8 protein-coding genes are annotated in these 13,172 nt (G+C 62.2%); 3 read left to right on the forward strand and 5 right to left on the reverse strand.

Annotation, left to right across the window (positions count from 1 at the left end):
• Nucleotides 1-116 precede the first annotated feature (116 nt).
• From BM400_RS00935 to BM400_RS00955, 5 genes are all read right to left on the reverse strand, one after another.
• Nucleotides 117-2,462 (reverse strand): ATP-binding protein, encoded by a 2,346-nt coding sequence (locus BM400_RS00935; RefSeq protein WP_089835768.1) that lies wholly within the window; start codon nucleotides 2,460-2,462, stop codon nucleotides 117-119.
• Between the two features lie 134 nt (nucleotides 2,463-2,596).
• Nucleotides 2,597-3,535: a catalase family peroxidase gene (locus BM400_RS00940; protein WP_089835770.1), complete on the reverse strand. Its 939-nt coding sequence runs from the start codon at nucleotides 3,533-3,535 to the stop codon at nucleotides 2,597-2,599.
• Between the two features lie 166 nt (nucleotides 3,536-3,701).
• Complete coding sequence (pheS, locus tag BM400_RS00945; protein ID WP_089841340.1) at nucleotides 3,702-4,814, reverse strand: phenylalanine--tRNA ligase subunit alpha; 1,113 nt, start codon at nucleotides 4,812-4,814, stop codon at nucleotides 3,702-3,704.
• A gap of 14 nt (nucleotides 4,815-4,828) precedes the next feature.
• Complete coding sequence (gene dinB / locus BM400_RS00950; RefSeq protein WP_089835772.1) at nucleotides 4,829-5,920, reverse strand: DNA polymerase IV; 1,092 nt, start codon at nucleotides 5,918-5,920, stop codon at nucleotides 4,829-4,831.
• Between the two features lie 42 nt (nucleotides 5,921-5,962).
• The gene (locus BM400_RS00955; RefSeq protein ID WP_089835774.1) at nucleotides 5,963-7,474 is read right to left on the reverse strand and encodes a UbiA family prenyltransferase; all 1,512 of its coding nucleotides are present in this window, start codon (nucleotides 7,472-7,474) and stop codon (nucleotides 5,963-5,965) included.
• Between the two features lie 324 nt (nucleotides 7,475-7,798).
• Here BM400_RS00955 and BM400_RS00960 point away from each other — a divergent pair, with 324 nt between their 5' ends.
• The 3 genes from BM400_RS00960 to BM400_RS00970 are packed head-to-tail and all read left to right on the forward strand — an operon-like array spanning nucleotide 7,799 to nucleotide 13,169.
• Complete coding sequence (locus BM400_RS00960) at nucleotides 7,799-9,445, forward strand: efflux RND transporter periplasmic adaptor subunit (protein WP_175528803.1); 1,647 nt, start codon at nucleotides 7,799-7,801, stop codon at nucleotides 9,443-9,445.
• The gene (locus BM400_RS00965) at nucleotides 9,442-12,633 is read left to right on the forward strand and encodes a multidrug efflux RND transporter permease subunit (RefSeq protein WP_089835778.1); all 3,192 of its coding nucleotides are present in this window, start codon (nucleotides 9,442-9,444) and stop codon (nucleotides 12,631-12,633) included. Before BM400_RS00960 ends, BM400_RS00965 begins: the two co-directional genes overlap by 4 nt.
• 5 nt (nucleotides 12,634-12,638) lie before the next feature.
• On the forward strand, nucleotides 12,639-13,169 hold the full coding sequence (locus tag BM400_RS00970; protein WP_089835780.1) for an energy transducer TonB: 531 nt from the start codon (nucleotides 12,639-12,641) through the stop codon (nucleotides 13,167-13,169).
• Nucleotides 13,170-13,172 lie beyond the last annotated feature (3 nt).

Raw genomic sequence — 13,172 nt, forward strand, 5'->3', positions numbered from 1 at the left:
GTTTTCTGGTTGCCGCGCCCGAAGGTTAGGTGCTTTGGCCATCAGCCGGACCGCTCCATCGGAAGGATGCGGGGATCGAGCCGCCTGGATGTGGCGTCTGCCTGCACGGCAAAGATCTACCCGAGATCCAGAACCCGCCTAACCGTATTCGCCAGCTCCGCGAGGCGAAATGGCTTGGTCAAGAGATGTACCCCTTCCTCGAGCCGCCGGTCCCGAATGAGCGCGTTCCGCGTATACCCCGACGAGAACAGCACCTTAATCTCCGGTCGCAGCGCCTTCGCGTCCGCCGCCAGCGCCCCTCCGCTGATCCCGTTCGGCAACACCACGTCCGTCAGCAAGAGATCAACCCCCTCCGACCTCTCCAGATGCGCCAGCGCCCCCGGTCCATCCTCCGCCTCCAGCACTCCATATCCCAGCGAACGCAGCAGATGCACCAGCACTGCGCGAATTGCGTGCTCATCCTCGACCACCAGGATCCTCTCCTCGCCTCCCGGCAGTCCATCCACCGGCCAACTCGCCACCCGCGGCACTCCTCTCCTTTCCCCATGTTCCGATCGCGGCAGATACATCGACACCCTTGTTCCCACACCCAGCCGGCTCTCAATCTGCATGTGTCCGCCCGATTGCTTTAAAAATCCGTACACCATGCTTAGCCCAAGCCCTGTCCCCTTGCCCACCGGCTTGGTCGTAAAGAAAGGCTCCGTCGCCCGAAGAATCACCTCATCCGGCATACCCGCTCCGTTGTCCGACATGGAGATCACGACGTACTCCCCCGCGCTCACCTCGCCGAGCAGCCCCGCAACCGCATCATCCAGCTTCAGGTTCCGGCACTGAATCCTCAGCTCTCCGCTCTCGCCCATCGCATCCCGCGCGTTCACCGCCAGGCTCAGCAGCGAGTTCTCCAACTGGCCCGGATCGATCTGCGCGTTCCACAGCAGAGGATCACACACCACCTTCACCTCGATCATCGGTCCCAGGCTGCTCTGCATGAACCGCACTGCGTCCTCCAGCAGCCTCGGAATCGCCACATTCCTGGGCTCCAGCGGCTGCTGCATCGCATACGCCAGAAGCCTCCGCGTCAGCTCCGCCCCGCGATTCACCGACGCAAGCGCCTGCCGTACCAGATGCTCGCCCTGAGGATCGAGCATCTGTCTCTGCTCAATCAGTTCCAGATTGCCCAGAATGATCGCCAGAATGTTGTTGAAGTCATGCGCCACGCCACCGGTAAGCTGCCCCAGAGACTCCAGCTTATAGGCCTGCCGCAGCTTCTCCTCCGCCGCATTCCGGCTCGTCACATCCATTGCAACCACAATCCGCGCTGGCTGCCGCTCAAACGTAATCGAGTGGCTAAAGATATCCACCTCGATCACCCGCCCATCCCCCAGCACATGCCTCCAACCCGCCGTATGCTTCAGGGCGCGCGACTGCATCTCCAGCTCCCGTTCCAGCCTCCCTAGATCCTCCTTCGGCCGGATATCCAGAATCGTCATCGCCGCGAACTGCTCCCGCGTATAGCCGTAGTGCGCCACTGCCGCATCGTTCACCGTCAGAAACTTGAGCGTCTCCGCATGAAACACCCACATCGGCAGAGGATGCCGGTCGAACAGAAGCCGGTACGTCTCACTCAGCTCCCGCTCCCGGGTCGTGTCGTCCTCGTGCAGAATCATCAGCATCCCGAAGCCTACGAAGAACTGCGGCAGATTCCAGAACATCGGCGTCAGCACAAGCCGCGGCATCAGCTCCCCAAAGAAGATCGCCGCAGGAAACAACGCCGCCCAGACCGCCAGCCCAGCCGAGGCCGCCACCGCCCCGGGAGTCCTGCCGCGCGACACCCGCCCATCCCGTCGCACGCTCGTCCACAGCAGAATCGCATCGGCGAGCAGAATCTCGGCGATTGCCATCTCCGGAATACGCGCCGGATGACGATGCGCGGAGATCAGCATGAGCACCGTCATCCCCCCACACACCACCAGAATCCCCATACGGCGCGCCCGCCCCACGATCCGCCGAGCCTCCCGAACGGCAAGCCCCTGCCCCGCCAGCACACACGCCACAATCACCAGCGTCGCGTGTGGCATCAGCATCACCACTACCGAGGCCGTCACCCAGGGGACCGCAACTCCTAACCCAATCCTGGTCCCCAGCCGCCGCCCCACCGGCCCTTCCAGAAACGAGACCAGGAAGACCGTCGCGGCCAGCACCAGAAGCACAAGATGAAGGATGTGCATCCACACCAGCACCATGTGCCCCGCAGGCTGCCAAAGCGCAAGCGCCCCATGAAGCAGAAGCAGAAGCCACGCAAAGCTCCAGAGACGCAGCCGCCTGCCCTTCCGTCCGCGCCACATCGTGGCGAACAGAAGAAACAGAAACCCAAGCATCGTCAAATTCAGCAGAGCGTTCTGCATCGTCGTCGCTCCAAGACCCATCAGGGGCTTTTCGACCTTATCGACCGACGCGGGCATTCCATGAGCCCCAAAGCGAAATTTCTTTTCAACAGCTGACAAGAAAAGGAAAGAGGCGAACAGGCCAGTTTTTTGCCTGCCCTATCCGCCTTTCATCCTTCCGATCCGAGTCGGCCGTGCTGCCAAGGAATGACTCACGCCGAACGCCGCTTCCGCCCGCTGATGAGATACACCGCCGCCCGCAGCTCCAGCAGAGGATCCTCCGAAGGCTCGATTCCTTCCACCCGCGGAATCGGATCGAAGATGATGTGCTTCTGCTCACCCGGGGTATCCGCAACCATCGCCGTCAACGAGATCGTTCCCAGCTCCCGCAACTCACGATCCTCCGGCCAGTGAATCGTCGCGTCGTCCACCACGTCGCCTGCGGCTGCCAACTGCGCATATACCTTCAGCGTGACCGGACCCGATGCCACGCGCGTCCCAATCTCGTCGACCAGGTAGTCTGCACCCTTGGCCTTGGCTGCCTCGTCGTCGAGGTACTCGTTCCCTGCCACCGGCAGAATCCGGTACCGTCCGAACTGAATCTTGCCGTCGGCGTTCGTGAACTGCATCGCCGTCACGCCAAAGTACGTATCCGTCCCAAAGCTCACCGGAAACGGCTTCGGAGCCTGCACAAACGCCAGCGCCGCCGGATGACCGCCGAGGAACTGCTCGATCGGCGTAGGGGAAGGTGTTCCCGGAGCCGAGGCAGCTACCGCCCGCAGGAAGTCCAGAAACTCCTGCCCCGTCCGCGTCGGAAACCCATCGGTTGAGTGCGCCACGATATCGGTGTGTACATGCTCCCCCAGGTTGAAGCGCACTGCCAGCCCCTTGGGGTTGGAGTTTGGATCGTTATCCGGAATCAACGGAAGGCCTGTCGAGTTCGAGAACCGCGCCGTGACCGGCGTCTCCGCCGCAAAGTGTGGAGCCTTGCTCAGCCCGGCCGCAGCAGCCGTGGGGGTAAACGTACCCGTCAGCATCACGCCCTTGGCATGAGCAGGCCGAACCCCGGGATAAGCTCCGAAGATCTGCTGAAACTGGGCGATCAGGTCATTCGAAAGGGCAAGGATTTTTTCGTCGCTGGGGAGTGGCATGGTCGTTCTCTCTTCGGTGGATTTTGAGCGTTGACCCACTTTATCGCGTCCTGGTGAACGCGTCTTGACTCATTCGAGTCATTCTCTCCACCCCTATCCATAACTTGGACGCAGGCCACGGGAGAGCCCGGCGAAGCAATCACACGCCACGCAGCGAGCGGCCTGGCTAGGCAAACTGCTCTAGGAACCGCATATCCCCCGAATAGAAGTGCCCGATATCCGAGATCCCATGCTGGATCATCGCGATCCGCTCGACGCCCATACCAAACGCAAACCCGGTAATGTGAGCCGGATCATATGCCGCCGCCTTACCCTCCGCGAGGCGCCTCTCGTCCACCGAAGCGAACACCGCCGGATCGACCATGCCGCATCCCAGCAGCTCGATCCATCCGGAATGCTTGCACTTCCGGCATCCCTTGCCCGCGCAGAACGGGCACGAAATCTGCACATCCGCCGAGGGCTCCGTAAACGGAAAGAACGAAGGGAAGAACCGCGTCTTCACCGACGAGCCGAACAACGCCTTCATCGCATGGTCCAGCGTCCCCTTCAGGTCGGAGAACGTAATATTCGTATCCACGCACAGACCCTCCACCTGGTGGAAGATCGGCGAATGCGTCGCGTCGGCCGCATCATTGCGATGCACCTTGCCCGGGATCACGATCCGCAGCGGAGGCTGCTGCGCCACCATCGTCCGGATCTGCACGGGCGACGTATGCGTCCGCATCAGCAGCCTGTCCCGCGAGGGACGCCCCTGCTGCGCCGCGATCACGAGCGTGTCCTGCGTATCGCGCGCCGGATGGTTTGGCGGGAAGTTCAGCGCCTCGAAGTTATAGAAATCGCTCTCCACCTGCGGCCCGGTCTCAGTCGAGAACCCCAGATGATGGAACACCCGCACGATCTCGTGCATGGTCTTCAGCAGAGGATGCTCGATCCCCGGCTGGTGCGCCGTACCTGGCAGCGTCATGTCGATCCCGCGCACCACGGGTGCAGCCGTTTCCGTCTTCAGCTCCGCGGCCAGCCCGGCATCGACGCTCTTTTTGAATGTGTTGAACTGCATCCCGACATCGCGTCGCGCTTCCGCCGGAGCGGCCTTCAGCACCTCGCCGATCTCGTTCATCAGCCCCTGCTTGCGCCCCATCCACTTCACCCGGAGAGCCTCAAGCTCATCCTTGGTGGTGACAGCGCGAAGGTCAGCCTCAAACGCGGAGGTCAGGTTGCCAAAGAAGGTTACCAGCGAGGCAGCGGAGTAGTCGGACAATGCAGGTATTGGGTCGCTCATCATCGCCTTCCAGTTTACCCCGCCAACGCCGCGTCCTCGAACAAAGGCGACGCCCCCGGCTCTATGTGCGTCAAATTGCTCAACCCAACCCCCACCAGCCGGAACTTCTGTCCTGGCCCCAGGTCGATCCTCCCCCGCAGCGCCAGCGCGATCGCGGTCAGTTCTTCGCACGACGCCGGCGGAGCCAGAGGCGTCATACTGCGCGTGTGCACATTGAACTCGCTTGTCTTCAGCTTCAACACCACGGTTCGTCCTACCCGCGTCTCCCTCCGTGAGGCGTTCCAGACCTTCTCCGCCAGTTTGCGGATCAATTCTTCCATCTCTCCCAGCAGAATGTCGGTCTCAAAGGTGTCCTCCGCCGAAATAGACTTGGCAGGCCGGTCCGGCACCACCGGGCTTCGGTCGATTCCCTGCGCCAGTTCATGCAGACGCTGTCCGTACCTCCCAAAATGCCCCTCCAGCGCCGCCAGGCCAACGCATCGCAGATCGCCCACCGTCGCGATCCCCACCTGCTTCAGCCGCGCCTCCGTGACCTTACCCACCCCGGGAATCCTCCCCACCGGCAACGGCGGAAGAAACGTATCGAAATCGCAGGGCTGAATCACAAACAGCCCATCCGGCTTTCTCCAGTCCGACGCGATCTTGGCCAGAAATTTATTCGGAGCCACACCCGCCGAAGCCGTCAGCGAGAGCTCCTCGCGAATCGCCTGCCGAATTGCCTTCGCCACCTTCGTCGCGGTCGGCAACCCGGTCTTATTCTCCGTGACGTCCAGATAGGCCTCATCCAGGGAGAGCGGCTCAATGAGATCCGTGTGGCGCGAAAAGATCTCCCGTACCGCGCGCGAAACAGCCTTATAACGAGCGAAGTCCGGAGGGATAAACACCGCCTCCGGACACATTCGTTCCGCCGTAATCGTCGGCATTGCCGATCTCACCCCAAAGCGCCTGGCCTCGTACGAAGCCGCGCACACCACGGACCGCCGCCCCTTCCAGGCCACCACCACCGGCCTGCCCCGTAACGAGGGGTCGTCTCTCTGCTCCACCGAAGCATAGAAGGCGTCCATATCCACATGCACGATCTTGCGCGCGGGCGGCAGAGATTCCATGCTTCCGATTGTAAGCGAACACATGGCGAAAATTGAAGATGATTACAGGGCCAGCAAAACTACTCCAATGACCAGCACGCCCAGAGCCAGTGACTTCCTATCTGTAATGGCATATACGACTGGGTCCTCGTGCAGGTCGCCCCGGCTCGCCAGCAGCCAGAGCTGGCTCAGCCACAACAGAAGAATCGGCACCAGCAGCCAGAGTCGCACGGAGTGCCGGTACAGATGCGCCGACCCAGCCAGATCGGAGATATACAGCGTCAGCACGACGACAGATGCATAGGCGCTGGCCGTCCCGAAGCTCCGCAACTGCTCGATATCCGTCGTATGGTATCCGCGTCCATTGGCCGGAATCTTGTTCCGCGCCAGCAGGCTCTCCAGCTCTGCGAACCTCTTCACGAAAGCCAGCGACAGGAAGAAGAAGATGCTGAACCCGGCCAGCCAAGTCGAAACCGCGACTCCCGTCGCCGCCGATCCAGCGATAATTCTCACCGTATAGAGCAGCGCCAGCACAATCACGTCCACCAGAACCCGACGCTTCAGGTACAGCGAGTACGACAGTGTCGAAACAAGATAGATCCCCATCCACTGCAGGAACTGGTAGGGCCGGGGAAGCGCCTCTCCGGGGGAGATCGCCACAATGATCTTCGGCAGGGCCAATGCGAGCACCAGCGAGGCCAGCAGGAAGCCCACGATCACAACCGCGCCCGCCAGAGGCGATAGATCCCCTGCCGCGAACGGCCTGCGCCTCTTCGAAATATGCTTCCGGTCCGCCTCCAGATCCAGCAGATCGTTCACAATATACGTCGCCGAAGCGCACAGCCCGAACGAAAGAAACGCGATCGCCGCGGCCAGTACAAGCGCCGCCGAGTGGTCATGCGCCAGCACCAGGGGCAGAAAGATCAGCGTATTCTTCGCCCATTGGTGCAGCCGGATCGCTTTCAGCCATGCCTTCAGTGTGCTTGCCTTGTCCGTAAACGTCGCCGACGGGGCAATCTTCTTCGACTTGAGCGCCGAAGTCAGGCTCCCATGTGGATTCGCGACCATCGGCTCCAGGCAGTTTGCCAGCAGCGCTACATCCGGGTGCGCATTACCGATATAGCAAAAATTGTTGCCAAATTTATCTTGGAAGGCGGCCAGCTTGTTCTTTCCGATCAGATTCATCGTCCCATCGGAGGCCAAGACCCCGGCAAACAGCCCAAGATGGTCGGCCACCCTCTGGGCCAACGGAGCGTCGGCGCCGGTCGCGAGATAGATCTCCCGGCCCTCCGCCTTCTGCTTCTCCAGATACTGCAAAAGATGCCGGTTATAGGGAAGATGCACCACATCCAGCTCGACCGTCGACGTGATATGCCGCTTGAACGCGGCCTTACCTTCGGTCAGCCACTTCGGAAACTTCAGCAGCTCCGCCGGACGCTGGCGCGTCAGCACAATCACGGAATCCAGCAGCGTATCCGACTTCACCAGCGTGCCATCCAGGTCCACGCACAGCGGTATTCCGGGCGGCAAGGGGTCGTTCGGAAGCGTGTAGACAGGCTGTGCGATCGTACTCATAAAGTCTGGCTCCTTCGCTGGGCGCGGACTTTGGTCCCCTGCTCCAGGAATTTCAGCAACATCGGAGATTCTGCCCCCTCTTCGAACGCCCAAAGGAAGGTCGAATTGGGGTTTATCTGGCGGGGGAAGCTCTTGATCCCCCAACCGGCGGAGACCGTAAGTGGTCGATAATCGGTAAGATAGCTTCAACTCGGAAACAATCGCCGGTGGTCCAACGTCATTATTATTTATTCTGGGACTTCCGAGTGAAGATTCATGCCCCCTTCGAGCCCTCCTTGGGGATATTCCCAAAGAAGCAAAGAAAGAAAATGGTGAACTGCAGCGATGCCAGGACCGACCGTGCCGTCTGATCAGCCTAAGTCTCACGCCAGCTCGAGCCCACAGTACCACGACCCCGTTGCGGCACTGCCAGCACCCGGTGGAAGCGGACCCGGCCACGCCCTGCCCGCCTCCACAGGCGAGCCCGAGGGTAAGAAGTCCGGCCCGATGCGCAAGATCATCATCGTCCTCGTCATCGCCGCCGCGATCGGCGGGGCCATCTGGAAGATCCAGAAGAATCGCGCGGAGACCGCTGCTGCGCCGCAGCCCGGCGCTCGCGGTGGCGGAGCCGGCGGTGGTCCTACGCCCGTGCTCGTCCAGCCAGTCGTCCAGCGCACCGTACCCGTCTACCTCACCGCACTCGGAACCGTAACGGCCTACAACTCCGTCACCATCAAGAGCCGCGTTGACGGCCAGCTCCTCTCCGTCAATGTCCGTGAAGGACAGGCCGTCAAGCAGGGACAGCTCCTCGCCCAGATCGACCCCCGCCCCTACCAGGCCGCCGTCGCCCAGGCAGAAGGCCAGCTCACCAAAGACAAGGCCAACGCCGCTAACATGACCGCCGAAGCCGCGCGCTACACCGCCCTGTACCAGGCCGGCGTCATCTCCAAGGAGAGCCAGCAGGCCCAGGTCTCGAACTCCGGACAGGCCACCGGATCCATCCAGGCCGACGAAGCCGCTATCCAGGCCGCCAAGGTCAACGTTGTCTACACCCGCATCACCTCACCCATCTCGGGCATCGTCGGCCTGCGTACGGTCGATCCGGGCAACATCGTGCATGCCTCCGACACGACAGGCCTGCTGCTCGTGACTCAGGTCCAGCCCATTGCCGTCATCTTTACCTTGCCCGAAGATCAGCTCCCACAGGTCATGAAGCTCATCCGCGGCGGCTCCAAGCTCACGGTCGAAGCGTATGACCGCTCCGAGACCCAACACCTCGCCACCGGTACCCTCCTCACCGTCGACAACACGATCGACACCACCACTGGCACCGCCAAGGTCAAGGCCGTCTTCCCCAACGTCGACAATGCCCTCTTCCCCAACCAGTTCGTGAACGTCCGTCTCGTCCTCGAGCAGCGCCAGGACGCCATCGTCGTCCCCTCCGCCGCGGTACAGACCGCGACCAACGGCAACTTCGTCTACGTCGTCCGCGAGGGCAATCCACCTGCCGATCCGGACGCCCCAGCCGGGGCATCCGGCGGCAAACGCACCCATGCCGCAGCGTCCGAAGGCGGGGCCACCGACGCAAGCGGTGCCACAGCAGGAACCAGCGCAGCGGGAGCAAACGGCCGTCCTTCCGGTCCTCCGCACTACGTCACCCAGGTTCCCGTCAAGGTCGATCTGACCCAGGGCTCGAACGACATCCTTGCACCCGGTGCTGTCCAAGCCGGCGACCTTGTCGTCATCGACGGCCAGGAGAAGCTGAAGCCCAACAGCCGCGTCGTCCCCACCCAGAACTCCACCCGCGCCGCCGGCGGTGCACCTGGTGCCGGCAACGGTGGCACCAAGGGAGGAACCAACGGCGCACCGGCACCCACCTCGCCCTCCGGCACCAGGAAGGGGCTCGACACCGGACTTCCCGACGACGGGGTTCCAGGCAGACATAAGCAACATGCAAACGGAGCCACCGGCTCGACAGGACGGAACCAATGAGCCCTTCACGGCCATTTATCCTCCGGCCGGTGGCCACCTCGCTTTTGATGGTGGCCATTTTGCTTGCCGGCGCGGTCGCCTACCAGCAGTTGCCCGTATCGGCTCTGCCTCAGGTGGATTACCCCACCATCCAGGTCCTTACCTTCTACCCCGGTGCCAGCCCGGAGGTGATGTCCTCCTCCGTCACCAGCCCGCTGGAGCGCCAGTTCGGCCAGATCCCCGGCTTGAGCCAGATGACCTCCACCAGCTCCGGCGGCGGTTCCGTCATCACCCTTCAGTTCTCTCTCTCCGAATCCATCGACGTTGCCCAGCAGGACGTTCAGGCCGCCATCAACGCGGGTTACACCTTCCTGCCCAAAGATCTCCCCAACCCGCCCGTCTACTCCAAGGTCAACCCGGCTGACGCGCCCATCATGACGTTGTCGCTCACCAGCGACTCCATTCCACTCTCCAAGGTCGAGGATCTGGCCGACACCATCCTTGCCCAGAAGATCTCGCAGCTCTCCGGCGTCGGTCTCGTCTCCATCGCCGGAGGCCAGAAGCCCGCAGTCCGCGTCCAGGCCAACCCCACCGCGCTCGCCGGCTACGGACTCTCCCTCGAAGATCTGCGCACGGCCCTCGCCTCCGCCAACGTCGACCAAGCGAAGGGATCGATCTCCGGTGCCCGGCAGTCCTACACAATCGGCGCCAACGATCAGCTTCTCTCCTCGAAGGACTACGCCCAGGTCATCATCGCCTACAAGAACGGCTCACCCGTTCGCCTCTCCGACGTAGCCAACTCCATCGATTCCGCCGAGAATCTCTACCAGGCCGCCTGGATGGGCACCTCAGCCTCCCCCGCGACCAAGACCACCCCCGCCAAAGAGGCGATTCTCAAACCCGCCGTCATCGTCAATATCCAACGCCAGCCCGGCGCCAACATCATCGGCGTCGTCGACGAGGTTCAGAAGATCCTTCCGCAGCTCCGCGGAACTCTTCCCGCCTCCGTCGATCTTGAGGTCCTCACCGACCGCACCAATACCATCCGGGCCTCGGTCGCAGACGTGCAGTTCGAACTCGTCCTCACCATCGCGCTCGTCGTCATGGTCATCTTCCTGTTCCTCAGGTCTATCGCCGCGACGGTCATCCCTGCCGTCGCCGTGCCGCTCTCCATCGTCGGCACCTTCGGCATCATGTACCTGCTGGGCTACTCGCTCAACAACCTCTCCCTCATGGCGCTCACCATCTCCACCGGCTTCGTCGTCGACGATGCCATCGTCATGGTCGAGAACATCTCGCGTTACCTTGAAGAAGGCGACGATCCCCTCACCGCGGCCCTCAAGGGCTCGGAGCAGATCGGATTCACGATCCTCTCGCTCACCGTCTCGCTGATCGCAGTGCTCATCCCCCTGCTCTTCATGGGAGATATCGTCGGACGCCTCTTCCGCGAGTTCGCCGTCACCCTTTCGGTCACCATCCTTGTGTCAGCCGTGGTCTCCCTCTCGCTCACGCCGATGATGGCCGCCAAGCTCCTGAAGCACACCCCCGACGACCAGCAGACCAGGTTCTACCGTGTGTCGGAGCGCTTCTTCGAGAACGTCATCGCCCGTTACGGACGTGGCGTCAAGTTCGTGCTCCGTCACCAGGTCGCGACCCTCATTGTCACCGCCGCCACGTTCGCTCTCACCGTCTTCCTCTACATCATCGTCCCCAAGGGCTTCTTCCCAGTGCAGGACACTGGCGTCCTCCTCGGCATCACGGAAGCTCCTCAGTCCATCAGCTTTGCCTCCATGAGTTCGCGTCAGCAGGAGCTCGCCAACATCATCCTCGAAGACCCCGACGTCGAGAGCATCTCGTCCTTCATCGGTATCGACGGCACCAACATGACGCTGAACAGCGGACGCATCCAGATCAACCTGCGCGACCGGGAGAAGCGCTCGAAGTCGGCGACTGAAATCATCCGTCGCTTACAGCCCAAGGTCGCGCAGGTCGACGGTATCCAGTGCTACCTCCAGGCCTCGCAGGATCTCACCGTCGAAGATCGCGTCAGCCGCACCCAGTACCAATACACCCTCGAAGACGCCTCCCCGACCGAGCTCGCGACTTGGACCGACAAGCTCGTCGCAGAGTTCAAGAAGCTGCCTGAACTTACCGACGTAGCCAGCGATCAGCAGCTCAACGGCCTTGAGGCCCACCTCGTCATCGACCGCGACACCGCCGCTCGCCTCGGCATCACGCCCCAGAACATCGACGACGCCCTCGACGACGCCTTCGGCCAGCGCCAGGTCTCCACTATCTTCACCCAGCTCAACCAGTACCACGTCGTCCTCGAAGTCGGACCGCAGTTCATGCGTAATCCCTCCTCGCTCGACAACATCTACGTCCACTCATCCAACGGCACACAGGTCCCGCTCTCCACCATCACCACCTTCCAGGAGCGCCAGACCTCGCTCGCCATCAACCACCAGGGCCAGTTCCCCTCGACGACCATCTCCTTCAACACCGCCGAAGGCAAATCCATCGGCGACGCCGTCGACGCCGTCAACAAGGCCAAGGCCAAACTGGGCGTCCCCATGAGCGTCAATGCCGAGTTCCAGGGTGCCGCCGCAGCCTTCCAGGCCTCACTCTCGAACGAGCCCATCCTCATCCTCGCCGCGCTCATCGTCGTCTACATCGTCCTGGGTGTGCTGTACGAGAGCTACATCCATCCCATCACCATCCTCTCGACGCTCCCCTCGGCCGGCGTCGGAGCTATCCTCGCTCTCATCCTCTTCCACGTAGACCTCAGTGTGATTGCGCTCATCGGCATCATCCTTCTCATCGGCATCGTGAAGAAGAACGCCATCATGATGATCGACTTCGCCCTCGAAGCCGAGCGCGACCAGGGCATGGAGCCTGAGGAAGCCATCTACCAGGCTTGTCTGCTGCGCTTCCGTCCCATCATGATGACCACGATGGCCGCGCTGCTCGGCGGCGTCCCGCTGGCCCTTGGCACGGGCACCGGAAGCGAGCTCCGCCGGCCCCTCGGCATCACGATCGTCGGCGGCCTCATCGTCTCGCAGGTGCTGACACTGTTCACTACCCCCGTCGTCTACCTCTTCTTCGACCGCATCGGCCGCAAGTACCTCCACACCGCCGAAGCCGACGAAGAGATGTACGAGCACACTCACGGCGGCAAACACGCCCCCCACCACGTCTCCGCAGACTGAAGCTCATGCCGAAGATGCCGACAATCCGGGTGCCCCGTCTTCGCGACAGCAACATGGTCGCGAAGACGGGGCTCGTCCGCAGCCTCGGTGTCCTCCTCGTCACCAGCTTCGGCATCGGCAACGCCAACGCCCAATCCTGCGGCCTCACCGCCGTGCAGGACACCGCGAAGCTCGTCTACCCACCCATCGCCAAGGCCGCTCATGTCGAAGGTACCGTCGTCTTCATGACCACCTTCCGCACCAACGGCACGGTATCCGACGCCACTCCAATCAGCGGCCCCGAGATGCTTCGCGCGAACTCTCTCACCTACGTTCAGGGCCTCCGAGCCAATGAATACTCCGGCCCCCGCCAGTGTCCTATCGTGATCACCTTCCGCATCGTGGGAGAGTCCGTCGAGTGCGGCACACCAGCCCGCATCAACGACCAGCTCGGTCCCATCCCAGAGTTTGTACGCACCGACCTGCAGCATGTCGTCGCAACCCAAAAGGCCGGTTGTTTCATCAGCCAGGCGGCTGTTTCCATTGCGCACCGTTAAAAA

The sequence above is a fragment of the Granulicella pectinivorans genome (assembly GCF_900114625.1).
Lineage (GTDB): Bacteria > Acidobacteriota > Terriglobia > Terriglobales > Acidobacteriaceae > Edaphobacter > Edaphobacter pectinivorans.

Coding starts and splice junctions, on each gene's coding strand:
- BM400_RS00965 (WP_089835778.1), top strand. CDS start 9,442: ATGAGCCCTTCACGGCCATTTATCCTCCGGCCGGTGGCCACCTCGCTT.
- BM400_RS00960 (WP_175528803.1), top strand. CDS start 7,799: ATGCCAGGACCGACCGTGCCGTCTGATCAGCCTAAGTCTCACGCCAGC.
- BM400_RS00970 (WP_089835780.1), top strand. CDS start 12,639: ATGCCGAAGATGCCGACAATCCGGGTGCCCCGTCTTCGCGACAGCAAC.
- BM400_RS00955 (WP_089835774.1), bottom strand. CDS start 7,474: ATGAGTACGATCGCACAGCCTGTCTACACGCTTCCGAACGACCCCTTG.
- pheS (WP_089841340.1), bottom strand. CDS start 4,814: ATGAGCGACCCAATACCTGCATTGTCCGACTACTCCGCTGCCTCGCTG.
- dinB (WP_089835772.1), bottom strand. CDS start 5,920: ATGGAATCTCTGCCGCCCGCGCGCAAGATCGTGCATGTGGATATGGAC.
- BM400_RS00940 (WP_089835770.1), bottom strand. CDS start 3,535: ATGCCACTCCCCAGCGACGAAAAAATCCTTGCCCTTTCGAATGACCTG.
- BM400_RS00935 (WP_089835768.1), bottom strand. CDS start 2,462: ATGCCCGCGTCGGTCGATAAGGTCGAAAAGCCCCTGATGGGTCTTGGA.